Annotated in this window: 13 protein-coding genes and 2 pseudogenes; 8 read left to right on the forward strand and 7 right to left on the reverse strand. The window is 60.9% G+C overall.

Features of this window, described 5'->3' with window-relative positions:
- A partial coding sequence (locus tag BMW76_RS38935; protein WP_143062423.1) for a helix-turn-helix domain-containing protein occupies positions 1-222 on the reverse strand: 222 nt, incomplete at its 3' end.
- 21 nt (positions 223-243) lie between these two features.
- On the opposite strand from BMW76_RS38935, the gene BMW76_RS38940 reads away from it, so the two are divergent.
- A complete protein-coding gene (locus BMW76_RS38940; RefSeq protein ID WP_245763576.1) occupies positions 244-1,692 on the forward strand; it encodes an IS1182 family transposase in 1,449 nt (482 codons plus the stop codon).
- Between the two features lie 463 nt (positions 1,693-2,155).
- Here the strand turns inward: BMW76_RS38940 and BMW76_RS38945 are convergent, their stop codons facing one another.
- Entirely contained in the window at positions 2,156-3,034 is an 879-nt protein-coding gene (locus BMW76_RS38945; RefSeq protein ID WP_090874024.1) for an H-NS family nucleoid-associated regulatory protein, read from the reverse strand.
- Positions 3,035-3,208: 174 nt separating this feature from the next.
- On the opposite strand from BMW76_RS38945, the gene BMW76_RS38950 reads away from it, so the two are divergent.
- A complete protein-coding gene (locus tag BMW76_RS38950; RefSeq protein ID WP_090874025.1) occupies positions 3,209-3,550 on the forward strand; it encodes an H-NS histone family protein in 342 nt (113 codons plus the stop codon).
- Positions 3,551-3,947: 397 nt separating this feature from the next.
- Here BMW76_RS38950 and BMW76_RS38955 read toward each other — a convergent pair whose 3' ends face one another.
- The gene (locus BMW76_RS38955) at positions 3,948-4,961 is read right to left on the reverse strand and encodes an AraC family transcriptional regulator (protein ID WP_090874026.1); all 1,014 of its coding nucleotides are present in this window, start codon (positions 4,959-4,961) and stop codon (positions 3,948-3,950) included.
- A gap of 365 nt (positions 4,962-5,326) precedes the next feature.
- Here BMW76_RS38955 and BMW76_RS38960 point away from each other — a divergent pair, with 365 nt between their 5' ends.
- From BMW76_RS38960 to BMW76_RS38980, 5 genes are read left to right on the forward strand one after another with little or no spacing between them, the layout of a single operon-like run.
- Positions 5,327-6,571, forward strand: coding sequence for a dienelactone hydrolase family protein (locus tag BMW76_RS38960; RefSeq protein ID WP_090874027.1), 1,245 nt, complete (start codon positions 5,327-5,329; stop codon positions 6,569-6,571).
- A 36-nt stretch (positions 6,572-6,607) separates the two neighbouring features.
- On the forward strand, positions 6,608-7,396 hold the full coding sequence (locus tag BMW76_RS38965; protein ID WP_090874034.1) for an SDR family oxidoreductase: 789 nt from the start codon (positions 6,608-6,610) through the stop codon (positions 7,394-7,396).
- 55 nt (positions 7,397-7,451) lie between these two features.
- Positions 7,452-8,690 carry a styrene monooxygenase/indole monooxygenase family protein gene (locus BMW76_RS38970; protein WP_090874028.1) on the forward strand — a complete coding sequence of 413 codons (1,239 nt, stop codon included), beginning with the start codon at positions 7,452-7,454 and terminating at the stop codon, positions 8,688-8,690.
- Between the two features lie 23 nt (positions 8,691-8,713).
- Positions 8,714-9,247: a flavin reductase family protein gene (locus tag BMW76_RS38975; protein ID WP_090874029.1), complete on the forward strand. Its 534-nt coding sequence runs from the start codon at positions 8,714-8,716 to the stop codon at positions 9,245-9,247.
- A gap of 59 nt (positions 9,248-9,306) precedes the next feature.
- On the forward strand, positions 9,307-10,242 hold the full coding sequence (locus tag BMW76_RS38980; protein ID WP_407669086.1) for a SphA family protein: 936 nt from the start codon (positions 9,307-9,309) through the stop codon (positions 10,240-10,242).
- Positions 10,243-10,536: 294 nt separating this feature from the next.
- Here the strand turns inward: BMW76_RS38980 and BMW76_RS38985 are convergent, their stop codons facing one another.
- The 4 genes and pseudogenes from BMW76_RS38985 to BMW76_RS39000 all read right to left on the reverse strand — a co-directional run.
- A complete protein-coding gene (locus BMW76_RS38985; RefSeq protein ID WP_090874031.1) occupies positions 10,537-11,535 on the reverse strand; it encodes an AraC family transcriptional regulator in 999 nt (332 codons plus the stop codon).
- 97 nt (positions 11,536-11,632) lie between these two features.
- Positions 11,633-12,670 carry an anthranilate 1,2-dioxygenase electron transfer component AntC gene (gene antC / locus BMW76_RS38990; protein ID WP_090874032.1) on the reverse strand — a complete coding sequence of 346 codons (1,038 nt, stop codon included), beginning with the start codon at positions 12,668-12,670 and terminating at the stop codon, positions 11,633-11,635.
- A 16-nt stretch (positions 12,671-12,686) separates the two neighbouring features.
- A complete protein-coding gene (antB, locus tag BMW76_RS38995) occupies positions 12,687-13,178 on the reverse strand; it encodes an anthranilate 1,2-dioxygenase small subunit (protein ID WP_090874033.1) in 492 nt (163 codons plus the stop codon).
- Positions 13,179-13,181: 3 nt separating this feature from the next.
- A pseudogene (locus tag BMW76_RS39000) lies at positions 13,182-14,000 on the reverse strand (SRPBCC family protein); the annotation flags it as partial.
- Between the two features lie 50 nt (positions 14,001-14,050).
- Between BMW76_RS39000 and BMW76_RS39005 the strand changes: the two are divergent.
- Positions 14,051-15,195, forward strand: a pseudogene (locus tag BMW76_RS39005) (IS3 family transposase); the annotation flags it as partial.
- Positions 15,196-15,367: the final 172 nt, after the last annotated feature.

The raw sequence follows: 15,367 nt of genomic DNA on the forward strand, positions 1-15,367 counted from the left end.
ATCCCGCTGGAGTTGCTCCTCGACCCATGGCCAGTCCAGGCTAAACGGGTTCTCGCGCGTTCGATGCGTGCGCGGCTTCTTCATCTGGCTGGGCAACTTCCCAGCACGTTCGTATTTGCGGGCTGTGCGCTCGCTCATCCCCGTACGCGCTGCAGCCAGTTTCTGGGTTACCCCTTTCCGTCGTTCTTCCCGCAACAATTTGATTTCTCCGTCTTTTTTCATGCCGGCTCCGCAAGGAGCCGCATGATAGCGACGACCCGAACCTCAACAGTTCGGCCGCCGGAAACCGGCAAATCTAGTTGTCGCTACCGGCAGAGGCAATTGTCGCCAGACAATCATGTTCCGAAGGGCCATCTGTTACGCGGTATAGATCAGTTCTTCGATGCCGGAGACCTCCGTCAGCACATGGCGTCGTTTTACAGTCATACGGGACGCCCTTCGATCGATCCAGAGTTGATGATTCGCATGCTGATCGTCGGCTACTGCTTCGGCATCCGCTCCGAACGGCGCCTGTGTGAGGAAGTCCATCTGAACCTGGCGTATCGCTGGTTTTGCCGCCTCGGCCTTGAAGATCCGGTTCCCGATCACTCAACGTTTTCAAAGAATCGCCATGGCCGGTTTCGCGACAGCGATATGCTGCGCCATGTATTCGAGTCAGTTTTACGCCGCTGCATGAGCGAAGGCCTCGTAGGTGGTGAAGGGTTCGCGATCGATGCCAGTGTTATCAAAGCCGACGCCAATCGCACTCGAGGCATCGCCGGGACTGAAGCGATCGACTGGAGTCGTGGCGAAGGGCCCAGCCGTGCAGTGCGTGAGTATCTGGCGACGCTCGACGCGAACGACACTGACGCCCAAGCCATGGAGCCATCGCAGGAATCCGTTACGCCACCAAAGAACATTTCGCTAACCGATCCTGCTGCACGTTGGACAGCTGCACCCGGTGGCCCAGCGTTCTATGCCTACTCGGCCAACTACCTGATTGATCTGCAGGCGGGAATCATCGTCGATGTCGAGGCCACTCCCGCATACCGCACACAGGAGGTGGACTCGACCAGGACCATGATTGATCGGGTCGAACAGCGTTTTCGTCTCAAGCCACAACGTCTGGTGGGTGACACCGCATATGGCACTGCGGCGATGCTTGCCTGGATGATCAATGACAAGGCGATCGAGCCGCATGTCCCAGTGTTGGAGAAAGGAACGCGTGGCGACGAAACCTTCGCGAACAGCGATTTCCAGTGGCTCGGGCAAAGCAATGAGTATCGCTGCCCGGCTGGACATGCATTGCGCAGCGAACGGCGTCCATTCAAGAATCCGCGAACGCACATCACAAAGGCCAACACGGTCGTCTATCGGTCAAGCCAGTTGGACTGCGCTGGATGTTCATTGAAAGATCAATGCTGTCCGAACACGCCAATACGAAAGATTGCCCGAAGCGTCCACGAATCAGCACGCGATAAGGCAAGGGCTATTGCGAAAACACCGGCATACAGGCAGTCACGCAAGGACCGCAAGAAGGTTGAGATCCTGTTTGCTCACCTCAAACGCGTCATGAAGCTGGATCGTCTCCGACTGCGAGGTCCGTCAGGTGCCCATGACGAGTTCTTGCTGGCTGCAACTGCGCAGAATCTGAGACGAATGGCGAAGTGGTTGATGCCAAAGCAGGAAGAAATGGCGGCAGCGGCCGCTTGATACGCATCGCGAAACGATGCGCAGAAGCCGCGCGATCGGAAAGAGCGCTGAGCGCGTCGATTGCATGACCAAATATCACCGTGCCCGCGCGCGAAAGCGCAGTTTTTCAACGAAATAGGTCGCAAGTACGCATTCGCTAGCAGTGAACGCTGACGTTCGCCGCGGCCGAACTGCGAATGTCGGCAAAGCGACTCGTTACGGCCTGACGGACGCGATACCTGAAGGTCAGATATGGCCGATCAGCGGGCAGATGCCGCCCTTACCTTCCGACTCGAAGAACTACCGTCGAAGGCTATTGCAGTAAAGGCGCGGGGTATCACGGCAATCGTCCGTGGGTTGCACACGTAAGCCGGCATCCGACCTACTATGCGTGCCTCCCTAGATCGTTTGCGATTGACCCGCGCGGGACTCGTGCGTCCCGCCCGGTGATGGCTGCATCACCTCACCGATAGGGCGACCGCAATCAGGCCGAGGTCGGCACGCTTGCAGTCTCAGTTACCGCCGCGGGAGCCTGGGCACCAGCAATCGCGCTGGCAGCCCGTTTCCTCGCGACAACCTTTTTGGCCGCTGCCTTGGTCGCCGCAGACTTTTTGATAGCGGGCTTCCCGGCCGTCGCCTTCCTGGCAGTCGGCGCAACCCTCTTCACCGCCAGCTTTTTGGCGACCGGTTTGTTTGCGGTCGCTTTCCTGGTAGCGGGCGTCTTCGTCGCGAGCTTCTTCGCGGCCGCTTTTTTCGCGGGAGCCTTCCGGGCTGCAGCCGCCTTCGGCGCCGTCGCCCCCTGGCTCGCTGCAATCAGGAATGCGTCCCGGTCCTTGACGTCCTTGATCCATGCCGGCGGCCGGGCATGACCGCTCCATGTTTCTCCGGTCTCGGGGTTGCGATATTTGGGCGGCAGTTTCCCCTTCGCCACCGCCTCGCCAGTCGCTTTGGCTGCAGCTTTGGACCTTTTCACGGCCTCCACATTGGACACCACGCTACTGCCGTCAATCAGGAACTTTGTGCGGTCCTTTGCGCCTGCAATCCACTGGGGCGGACGCGCGTGACCGCTCCACGTGGCGCCAGTTTTCGGGTCACGGTATTTGGGTGGCAGTTTGCCCTTCGCACCGGCCGCCGACTTCGTTCTGCCGGTGCCGAGCGCCCCGGTCGCAATCTTGACGCCCGGCTTCCGGCCACGCTTCCGGGCACCACCAACATGCGCTTCGATGTCGGCAATCGTCAGGTCGTATCGCTCCATCATGTCGCGAATCTTTGCGATTACGCCAGACGACTGTTTTGCAGCCAGCGCTTCGGCCTGGGTCTGCAGCTTCGCGATTCGCGCCTGAAGTTTCTCGAGTGTCGCCATTTATATTTCTCCCCGTTGTCAGTAATGGCCGCACTATGCCACATAACTACACAGATGGGCTATTGACCGCACGACAATATGAGCGCCGACTCAGCAGTGGTATCCTGGAGGCACAGGGATTGCGAAAAGCACGCGAACACACCTCGCGCAATATCATTCAAAGAGGAAGACATAATGGACGAGCGAAAGCGGGACAGCATGGTCGCTTACCTGCGCCGTAGAATGGCCGAATTCGGAATTGAGCCGGACGATCTCGCGGCAGCCATAGCCCGGGACCAGATCCAGCAGAAATCCGCAAAATATCGCAGTGCCGCAGGAGAGACGTGGTCGGGCGAAGGGGAGACGCCACAATGGCTCAAACAGGCCATCAGCGCGGGCCAGTCAATCGAGCATTTCGCCGTGAACTGCGCAGCGCAATCGCCACCTGCGGCACGTCCGGGTGTCGATTGGAGTCAAGACCCGTTTGCGGGCGGCCGGTTGGCGACAGTGCAACTGTCAACGAGCAATACGCCGTGACGCTCCGAGGATTACGCGGGTAAAGAACGTTGGCTTAGCCCTGCCAGTTGAATACCTTCACCGGCGAACTGGCTCGATGTTTTCGGGGCATCGCCCTCGTGGGCCGAGCAACCCACGACTTATCCAGTGCGGACATCCTCAATGCCTGGAAATCCTCACCTTGCCGGGCCTGACGTCACGGAAAAGTGAGAAAACCATCTCCCCCTTTCAAAATATGCCCACTCACTCATGTTGTGGAAGAATGATCTGACTTCGCGCTTCTAACATGTAACCTTACCCCCAGAAATGTCACAGCCTCATTTCAAACTGGCTGCTACCATTAATTAGGATTTCTATCGACTCGATAGTTTGATTTATGTTAAATCTACGAGACGCTCGCGGTCTGTCTGCCGTTCGCCTAGCCGGAACGGTTTCGTAGCGAGACCGATGGCGATTCGCCAAACATCCGTTTGTACTCCATTGCGAACCGGCCAAGGTGGGCGAACCCCCATTTGAGCGCAACGTCTGTAACGGAAACCGGTTCAGCCGCCGCGCCACGTAGTTCGTCGCGCACACGCTCAAGACGCAGCTGACGCACCCAAGCCATCGGGCTTACGCCGTGGCAATTGCGGAAGCCGGAAAACAGCGTGCTTGCACTTACGCCTGCGAACTCGGCGAGCCGCTCAATGGTCAGGGGTTCATGCACATGTAAGCGGACGTATTCCTCGACCCGCTTCACGTAGAACGGCGCAAGCGGTCCGCGCGAGGGCCGCGCGCCACTGCGCGCTGTGTTGGGCTGCCCATAGACGAGCGCGTTGAGCAAGGTCGACTCGAACTGCTCGTAGGCCAGTGGATGACGCAGCGGGTGCGCCGGATCGCTCAATGCATTCCCCAGCACCGAAAGCAGTGGCAACAGGCACATGCCCGATGGTGAAGCTAGTTCGAATGCAGGCTCGAACTCCACCGCTCCGCGCTCTTCGGTGCCGAAATGGCGAGAGCAGTGGCGCTCGATCGCTTCGCGCTCGATGCGCAGCACGACCTGCGGACAACGAATCCAGCGCATCCGCAAGGGCAGCGTCGGCGACACGAGCGACGCAACGGTTGGCGACGAATCGAAACGGCGCCCCCCGCATTCGATTTCAGCACCGCCGCTCACGGGGATCTGCAACAGGAAGAAGCTGTCGAGACGTTCGGGATCGATCGTCACGTCGCCGTCATAGTGGAGCAGATTGAGCGACAGGCTCCCGTGCCGGGCGTGGTACATGCGGCTCGGCAACTGGTGTGAAGCGCCCGGCAGCGCGAGCTTGTGAGGCTTGAACACTGAGCCGACGCACTCGCGCACCTCGTTAAGGTCGCCCGATTCGAGCAACAGGGTGTCGCTGTTGAAGCAGGCCGCGCCGACCAGCACATTCGCAGCGGGAAGATGCTCCATAGAAGCGCTCCAAGAACGTTTGCGCGCACCCGATCCGTGCGCGGTTTTCCCCGACTCCACGAACCGTCTGAAGGAAGCGGATAGTCGCGCGGGAGATTCGGGTAGTTTCCTCGCTCCGGAAGCCTCCAGCAAGCCGGGCGCCGTTAAAGGCACAGGAACTGGCCCTCTGCCGGCCGCTGCGTACTGTAGGCCTGCCCTGCTGCGGCAGCCATCCTCAATTACCCTCGCCCGCCTGGCAGGGGTTTTCCCTCGTTACGCACGTTTCTGGATTCCGCGGATACCCATTGGATGAAACGGATAGAGCCCATTGTTTTGTCGCAGAACACTGGGGGCATTCGAGACGCAACCCTGGTGGAGAGCCCACAATGAAAGGAAGATACATCGATATTCCCGCACCGGAAGGCGGCGCGTTCCGGGCCTACCTGGCAACTCCTGCAAGTGGCACGGGGCCGGGTATTGTGCTGTGCCAGGAGATCTTCGGTGTCAACGCGACCATGCGCGACGTGGCCGACTACTACGCCGAGGAAGGCTACACGGTGCTGGTGCCCGACCTGTTCTGGCGCGTCGAAGCGGGCATCGAACTCGGTTATACGGAAGTCGGCTTTGCGCGTGCGTCTGAGCTCTATCAGCAATACGACGAAAACCAGGGTGTCGAAGATATCGGCGCGACACTCGCCGTACTCCGGACATTGCCCGAATGCCGCGGCGAGGTCGGCGTGCTCGGGTTCTGCCTGGGCGGCAAACTGGCCTGGCTCGCGGCCTGCCGTCTTCCCGTGGCTTGCGCGGTCAGCTACTACGGCGTGGGTATTGAACAGGCACTGGACGAAGCGGCGAACATCAAGGGGCGCGTCGTCCTGAATATCGCGGCGCTCGATCGCTTCTGCCCGGCCGACGCGCAGCAGCAGATCACGGCCGCGCTGGGCCGCAACGAAAATGTCGAAGTGTATGTCTATCCGGGCGTCGATCACGCGTTCGCCCGTAAGGAGGGCGACCACTTTGACAAGCCCTCGGCCATGATGGCGCACGAGCGCGCGGTAGCCGCGTTTCGCAAGACGATAGGGCCGCAATACGATCTTTCTGCACTGTGGGAGGCACACCTCGCCCACGAATTTGCGACGCGCGACGTGGATGCCACGATGGCGACGATGGTGGCCGAGCCCTACGTCAACCATATTCCGACGCTCACGGGCGGCGTGGGCTACACCGAGTTGAAGCGCTTCTACCGCCACCACTTCGTGCACGCCAATCCGCCCGATACGACGATCATCCCGGTTTCGCGCACCATCGGCGCAACGCAGATCGTCGACGAAACGCTGTTCTGCTTCACGCATACCACCGAAATCGACTGGATGCTGCCCGGCATTGCGCCGACGGGCAAGCGCGTCGAGATTCCGCTGCTTGCCGTGGTGAAATTTCGCGGCGACAAGCTCTACCACGAGCACATCTACTGGGACCAGGCCAGCGTGCTGGTGCAGATTGGCCTGCTCGACCCGAGCGGACTGCCCACAACAGGCGCTGATACCGCCCGCAAACTACTCGACGAAACGCTCCCATCGAACACGCTGATGAAGCGCTGGCAGGACAGCGTCCCCGCCAACGACGCGAACTGACCGAATCATCCTCTCAAGAATATGGAGCAAGCCATCATGACCTCACTCGCAGGCAAAACCGCCATCGTGACGGGTGGCGCCACGCTGATCGGCGCGGCTGTCGCCCGGGATCTCGCTGCCGCCGGCGCCAGCGTTGTCGTGCTCGATATCGACGTTCAGCACGGCAAACGCGTAGCCGAGACACTCGGCGCCAACGGTCTCTTCATCGAAACCGACATCACCAGCGACAGCGCGCTGGAACAAGCGGTTGCAAGAACCGCGCGGCAGTTCGGCGGCATCGACATCCTCGTCAATCTGGCCTGCAGCTATGTGGACAACGGCATGCGGGCAGGCCGAAACGACTGGCTCGCCGCGATGAACGTAAACGTGATCTCGGCGGTCATGCTGGTCAAGGCCGTGCATCCGTATATGGTCAAGCGCGGCGGCGGATCGATCGTCAATTTCAGTTCGATCTCGGCCGAGTGCGCTCAAACGGGGCGTTGGCTCTACCCGACCTCGAAAGCCGCGCTCAAGGCACTCACACGCAACATGGCGATGGACCTGTCCCAGGACAGGATCCGCGTGAATTCGGTTTCGCCCGGCTGGACCTGGTCGCGCGTGATGGACGAACTCACGCATGGCGATCGCGCAAAGACTGACCGCGTGGCCGCGCCCTTTCATCTGCTTGGACGCGTCGGTAACCCGGAGGAAATCGCGCATGTCGTCACCTTCCTGTGCAGCGATGCAGCCAGCTTCGTGACCGGGGCCGATTACGCTGTCGATGGTGGCTATTCGGCGATGGGCCCCGAACAGGCTGTGCCGGCTATTCCGAGGCTGGCTGAGTAAGACCCGTCACTTCGCAAACACTCTTCCCTGACGTATCGACCTCGAGGTATTCGTTATGAGAAAAATTGCCATCGTCGGCGCCGGCCAGTCTGGTCTGCAACTGGCGCTCTCCCTGCTCGACCGCGACTATGAAGTCACGCTTGCGACCAATCGCGATGCACAGCAAATCCGCACCGGCAAGGTCATGTCGAGTCAGTGCATGTTCAACGCCTCTCTGCAGATCGAGCGCGATCTCGGCCTGAACTGGTGGGACGCGTCCTGCCCTCCCGTGGAGGGGATTGGCTTCGCGGTGCCGCATCCGGACCTGCCGGGCCGCAAGATCATCGACTGGTCCGCGCGCCTGACCCGGCCGGCACAATCCGTCGATCAGCGCGTCAAGATGTCGGCCTGGCTCGAAGCCGTCGTCCAACGTGGTGCCGATGTGCGAATCTGCGACGTCGGCGTACCTGAAATGGAAGAGCTCGCAAGGAGCCATGACCTCGTGCTTCTGGCAGCCGGCAAGGGCGAGATCGTTAACCTGCTGGGCCGCAACGCTGAACGCAGCCCCTTCGACAAGCCGCAGCGCGCTCTCGCGCTGACCTACGTAAAGGGCATGACGCCGTCGGCGCCCTACTCGCGCGTACGCTTCAATCTGATTCCGGGCGTGGGCGAGTACTTTGCCTTCCCCGCTCTGACCACGAATGGTCCGTGCGAAATCATGGTGTTCGAAGGCATTCCCGGCGGTCGGCTCGATTGCTGGGCAGGCGTCAAGACACCCGAGCAGCATCTCGAGACCGGTCTGGCCTTTCTCCGCCAATATCTGCCGTGGGAAGCCGAGCGCTGCGCAAACGTAGAACTGACCGACCCCAACGGCGTGTTGAGCGGCCGCTTTGCGCCGACTGTGCGCAATCCATACTTCAGGCTGCCCTCCGGCAAGACCGTGTTCGGCATGGCAGATGCGATCGTCGTGAACGATCCGATTACAGGCCAGGGTTCGAACAATGCTGCCAAGTGCACGAAGGTCTATCTCGATGCCATTCTCGAGCGCAACAGCGCTGCCTTCAGCGAGGACTGGATGCAGCAGACTTTCGACCGTTATTGGTCGTACGCGAAAGAGGTCGTCAAGTGGACGAACTCACTGCTCACGCCACCGCCACCGCACATTCTCGAGTTGCTCGGCGCGGCCGGTCAGTTTCCTTCGCTGGCCTCGACGATTGCCAACGGCTTCGACGACCCGCGCACGTTCTCGCCGTGGTGGTTTGATCCGACCTCCTGCATGGCGCTGATCGACGAACACGCCGCGCGTGCCGCGTAATGAACACGAAAAGGAGAAAGCTCATGTGCAGCACGCTCGGATCCACTGCCGCGAAACCCGATGACCAGCTCAATACGATGCGGCAATTGCGCAACGCCTTTGGCCAGTATCCGACGGGCGTTACTGTCATCACAGCCGCCGCACGGGATGGCCGCAAGATCGGTCTGACCGCAAACTCGTTCGCGTCACTGTCGCTCGATCCACCGCTCGTGATCTGGAGTATCGGCAAGACTTCACCCAGTTGCGCGGATTTCGTCCGCGCGGGCCACTTCGCGATTAACGTGCTGGCCGAAGACCAGACCGATCTGTCGCGCCGCTTTTCGAAACCGTCGCCCGACAAGTACGTCGGCGTCGCCTGCCGTGAAAGCCTTGGCGGCACCATGGTGCTCGACGGCTGCAGCGCGCACTTCGTGTGTCGCAACCTGGCGCAGCACGAAGGCGGCGATCACCTGATTTTTATCGGGCAGATCGAGCATTTCGAAGCAGAGGGCCACGCGCCGCTGGTCTTCCATTCCGGGCAATACGGCGCGGTAACCAATAATCCGGAATCAATTTAATCATATTATTTAGCATTACATATTTATAAGGTTACCGCATGAAGCGCTCCACGTCCCGCATGCTGCTCTACTGCTTCGCTCTATCTGGACTCTTGAAGACCGGATCGGCAATAGCTGGCGACCTGCCCAACGTCAACCTCGGCTTCACGAGCTTCCTCGATGGTGCACCGCCGGCGGGCTCTGGCTGGTACGCGACGCAGTACCTCGAGTACTACACGGCAAGCCGGATCAACGACAATGCTGGCAACAAGATCCCTTTGCCGAAGCAGAACGTCGATATCTTTGCGGGCCTCACGCAGCTCGTGTACCAGTCGCCGTTCAAGATTGCGGGCGCGCATCCGGGCCTTGACGTGATCTTGCCGTGGGTCGCATCGGCGCATACCGACGACGGCATGGGCGACGTGGCGCTGAACGCACGCACGGGTTTCGGCGATGTGCTCATCGGGTCGTTCATCCAGTTCGATCCGATCATGGGCTCGAATGGTCCTCGCTTTGTGCAGCGCTTCGAATTCCAGATCATTGCACCTACGGGTGCCTATGACCCGAGCAAGGCGATCAACCCAGGCAGCAATTTCTGGTCGATCGATCCGTACTGGGCCGCGACAGTCTGGATTAATCCGAAGTGGACGGTTTCCTGGCGGCTGCACTACCTCTGGAATGCCACGAACAATCGGCCCTATCAAGGCCTGGGGGAAGGTGTGACTTCATCACAGGCAGGACAGGCGCTGCACGCCAACATCGCCATGGAATACGAGGTGACGCCCGGCCTGCGGATCGGCCTCAACGGCTACTGGTTGCGCCAGATTACCGACATGAAGGTGAATGGCCAGAACGTGTCCGGGCAGCGTGAAGCGGTGTGGGCGATCGGCCCGGGGGCGATGTACAGCTTCTCCCGGCACGACCACCTGATGTTTAATGCCTATTTCGAGGCGGGTGCGCGCAACCGGCCCGAAGGAACGCGCCTGGTGCTGCGCTACGTGCATCATTTCCAGTGACACGCTGATGGAGAGTTCGCGCCATGCACGCCGGCTGGAGTCGAGTCTGCCGGTATGGCGCACGCGAATGCTTGTAGAGGCATTCGTTAGTCCCCACACGGTGAATCCCTTCCCTGCTGCTCAGTGCCGTGCTGCATTGACAGTGCACAGAACCCTGATCGCATGTCGTGCACCTGCCTGCACGCCGTGCCACGACGCATAGCTTGCCTCGTCAAGCGGCGCACGTCGCCTTGATGCCCAGGCGCGAGCCCCCGTCCGTCGACACAGCCTTCGCTTGTCTCGAAGCCGGACGATCTAACGTCTTGAAGCGCGCTTGAGTGTCTGAGATGGCGTTTCGCCGAAGAGCTGCTTGTAGTCGTTGGAAAATCGGCCGAGATGTGAAAATCCCCAGTTCATTGCAATGGAAGACACGTTGCGCTCCGAGCAGTCCGAGAGCATGTCGCGCCGCACCGCTTCGAGCCGGTGCCTCTTCAACCAGGCCATGGGCGCAAGTCCAAAGTGCTGCCGGAAGCCCTCGAACAGCTTGTAGCGCGACACACCCGCTGCACGCTCGATGTCTTCGAGCGCGATATCTTCACGCGCGTTGTCGAGAATGAACTGCTTCGCGCGCAACAAATAGTGCGGACACGAAGGCCGCATCGCCTCGGCAAGCGCCTGTGTGTAGTTATGCGGCTGAGCAAGCAGCAGCCCTTTGATCAGTGCCTGCTCGAGATCCCCTGCCATCTGCTGATGATTGAGCAACGGCCCCGCCTGTCCCATCTCGGCCAGCAGGAACTTGACCATGCGCCACCAGGCCGCCTGGTCGCCTTCGGCGGCATTCATCTGTGGCTCAAAGGTCAACGCAGCGTCGAGCGGGCGTTGCAGAAGTCCCTCAAGCACCTGACGCAGGGCCGGAATCGGAATCGAAACGATGATCTTGCGACAGTTGCCCATGATCGCAAGGTCCTGCGTCTCATGCGGCGACAGAACGAGGCCCCTGTCCTGGTCCGACAGCCACAGGCGGCCCTGCGCGGCGAGCTCCTGCTGGCCGGTGAGTGGCAGGCTGACGCTATAGCTGTTGAGCGGTGCGTCATTGTGCACCGAGACGGTGACATCAGTACCGTACTCCACATACCCCAGCGTGCTGGCCATGGAACGCATCACCGTTCCAGAATGATGGAATTGCAGTTCCTTCGGGCTGCGTACCTGCAGCCCATGGGGCCCGCAAATCGACGCCATCCAGTCCCGCGCGCCCTGAAGATCTCGACTCAGCGCGTCAATACCTCGACTGTCGTTGAAGGCGGGGGAAGGCATGGCGTTTCACGGGAGGATTGACGAATGCTCAATGGTAATCCACCCCGTGCCGAGACAAAATACCGGAACACCCCAAGGCGCCCCGGCATCAGCAGCGTCAGGCGGATGACTGCGCACTGTTGCTGTCCCCGAACTTTTCGTAATAGAGACGGCCTTCCAGTCGTTCGCTTGCAAGCCACGTCTTTATTGCCTCAACCATCGGCGGCGGTCCGCAAACATACATGTCGAACGGGTTCGCTTCGAGCATCCCGCGGTCGAAATGTTCGGGAATGAGCCCCATCTTGCCCTGCCATGCTTCAGAGGGATTCATCACAACGATATCGCACGCGAAGTTCGGGATGCGCTCCTCGTAGGACTTCAAACGATCGAGCTCGCATAGATCCCGCGCGTTGGTCACACCATAGTACAGATGGACCCTCTGGCCACAGCCGCCCTTGTGAGCGAGATCGTCGAGCATGCCCAGAAATGCGGACAGGCCCGTACCGCCTGCGACCATCACCAGCGGCCGCGCCACCTCGCGTAGATAGAACGTGCCCAGCGGCGCCTCGAACTCGACCATCTGGCCCGGCTGGCAGCGCTCGCGCATATAGTTGCTCATCGCGCCGTCGGGCAGCAGACGGATCAGGAACCGGATCTGGTTGCTGTCCTCGGGCCGGTGCGCGAACGAATAGGATCGCCAAACGTCCGCGCCTGGCACCTTCAGACGAGCATACTGCCCGGGCAGAAAATCGAGCCGCCCGGGATGAGCACTCGCGTCCAGATGCAGGATCGCCGTCGTTTCTGAAACCTGCTTCACAGCCGTGACCTTGCCAGTGAGCAGCGTCGTGCCGCCGGCGCTGCACAGGCTCGAATCGAAGTCGAAGTAGAAGGACGCATCGGATTGCACGCGCGTCTGGCAGGACAGGATCTTGCGCGCAGCGAGGTCGTCGGCAGACAGCGTCTCTTCGTCGACATAGTCCTGCGTATAGCTACCCGATTCGCAGCGTCCCTGGCAGGTTCCACACACGCCCTCACGGCAGTCGAGCGGGATGTTGACGCCATTGCGCAGTGCGGCGTCGAGCAGGAGTTCACCCGCTCGGACATCAAAGAACGCCGTCTTGCCATCGGCAAAACTGAAGGCAACCTTGTGGCTCATCTCGTGGCACTCCCGCTTACAGATGGTAGAAATCGAGCACTGCGTTGATCGTGTCGTTCAGCAGGAGCACGTGCTTGCGAGCGATTTTCCAGGTCTCGCCGGCTGGGCGCAGCTGGTAGGTGACGTGTCCAAAGAAATGCTCGGCAACGCCATGCCGGGCGTAGAACGTGGCCCAGTTGGCCTTGACTTCCAGCTCGCCGCGTTCGCGCTCCGAAATACGGACGTTGGTGATCTGGTGCAGCGTACGCGGCAGCGGCGTCGACGCCGCCGACTTTCCCGTGCGCAGGCGGAACACGCGATCCTCGAGCCCCGTGCGGTTCGCATAGTAGATGAGCGACATGCCGCGCTTCGGGTCGGTCGTGTACACGTGCTCGGAGTCCCACTGGGGTACGTGGAATTCGCTGTTCTCGTCGAAGAGGGCGAGGTACTCGTCCCAGCTCTGCGCGTCGCAGAGCTCGGCCTTGCGATAGAGAAACTGCTCGACCGATTGTTGCAGGGCGACGGACATGGTTCAGGCCTCCTTCGTAACGTTCGACTTCTGTGCGAGCCCCTTCATGAGGTAGGTCTGCCACGCACCGTGCTGGTTAACGTAAAGCCCCTCGTGGGTCAGCTCCGTGCCGCATAGCACAGGTTCGATGCCGAGCAGGCGCGTATTTGCCGTCTCGCCTGCCACCCACTTGTGGTGCCCGCGAGAGATGTCGCTCCAGCGCTCGAGGCGCGCCTGGAAGCCGCGTTGCTGCTCGCGGAACTCCACGAGATCGTCCGGCGTGCCCATGCCCGAAACATTGAAGAAGTCTTCGAACTGCCGAATACGGCTCTCGCGATCCTGATCCGATTCGCCCTTCACGCCGATGCACTGGCTGGTGACCTCAGTCTTGTTCCAGGCGACCGGACGCACGATGCGAAGCTGGGAGCTGATCTGGTCCATGAAAAAGAGGCTCGGATAGATGTTCAGGTTGCGCAGGCGATGCATCATCCATTCGGCCTTCTGCTGCCCCTGTGCCTCGACGAGGCGCGGCATGACGCTGCCGTAGCCCGGACGCACATTGGGGTTCGGCATGTCGCTGAACAGCACGCTATGGCCGTTCCTGAATGCGAACCAGCCGTCGTCGGTCTCGGAATCGCCCGCGCCGAGCTTGCTGTAGTCGAGCGTTCCGCTTGTCGCACCGCCCTTCTGGGCGTTCGATTCGTGGCGGTGCTGCACCGTGGCGACGTAGTTGTAGTGCACCGTGCTCACGTGGTACCCGTCGAGGCCGTTTTCGTTCTGCAGCTTCCAGTTGCCTTCGTAGGTGTACGTGGACTTGCCCGGCAGCACCTCGAGCTCGCCCGTGAAGTTGACCCGCAAAAACGGACACCTATCCTTTTACAGGAGGTGCCGAAATGGGCAAGACTCGCACACCGTACCCGGCGGAATTCCGGGCGCAGATGGTGGAACTGGTCAAGGCCGGGCGTACACCGCAGGAACTCGCGCGCGAGTTCGAACCGACGGCGCAGACCATCACCAACTGGGTTGCGCAAGCCGATCGTGATGCGGGGGTGCGTCATGACGGGCTGACCACGGCCGAGCGGCAGGAACTTACGCGGCTGCGCCGTGAGAATCGCCAGTTAAAAATGGAGCGCGACATCCTCTCTCACGCGGCGGCCTGGTTCGCGCGGGAGACGGGAACCGTGCCACCGAAGGGTACGGATTCATGAAAGCGAACCGGGCCCGCTGGCCCATAGCCACGATGGCGCGGCTGCTCGGGGTCTCGACGAGCGGCTATTACGCGTGGCTGATACGCGAGCCATCGCAGCATGCTGGCAGTGATGCACAACTGCTGGCACGCATCCGTACGCTGCATGCGAGTTCGCGCGGCACGTATGGCGCGCCACGCATCCATGCGCAACTGGCGCGCGAAGGCATGCACGTTGGGCGCAAGCGGATAGCGCGTCTGATGCGCATGGCCGGCCTGTGTGGCGCCAGCCGCCGGCGTTGGCCACGTACCACACGGCCGCGTGCGGGGGCACGACGTGCACCCGATCTGGTACGCCGGCACTTTAGCGCCGACGCGCCGAACGTGCTGTGGGTGGCAGATGCCACCTACATTCCAACCGGCGAGGGGTTTCTGTATCTCGCTGTGGTGCTCGATGTGTTTAGCCGGCGCATTGTGGGCTGGGCGATGTCGAACCATCTGTACACGGAACTGATGCTGCGTGCGCTCGACATGGCACTGCTGCAGCGACACCACGAGGGTGTGATTCTGCATTCGGACCAAGGCTGCCAGTACACGTCCATTGCCTTCGGCCGACGTTGTCGCGAGGCCGGCGTGCAACCGTCAATGGGGACGGCCGGCGACGCCTATGACAACGCGATGTGTGAGTCGTTCTTCGGCACACTTGAAGCAGAGTTGCTGTCGTGCGAGCACTTCGCAACTCATGAACAGGCGCGTCGAAGTGTGTTCTCATTCCTGGAAGGCTGGTACAACGTACGCCGCCTGCACAGCAGCATCGGTTATTGCTCGCCGCTCGAATTTGAAAACCTGCATGCGCCACATCAACCGACATCGCATCGCGGGTTGCCCACCGCCGGGCAGCGTCATGGGCGAGAGAGGCGCCCCGCTGCCCGTCCGTGGACAACCCGCTGCTCAACGCCCAATGGAGGCTAAATCACATTCAATCTCTGACTGCAGATCTGTCCGCTGAACCGGGTCAACCTCA

This window comes from Paraburkholderia diazotrophica, from assembly GCF_900108945.1.
Taxonomy (GTDB): Bacteria; Pseudomonadota; Gammaproteobacteria; order Burkholderiales; family Burkholderiaceae; genus Paraburkholderia; species Paraburkholderia diazotrophica.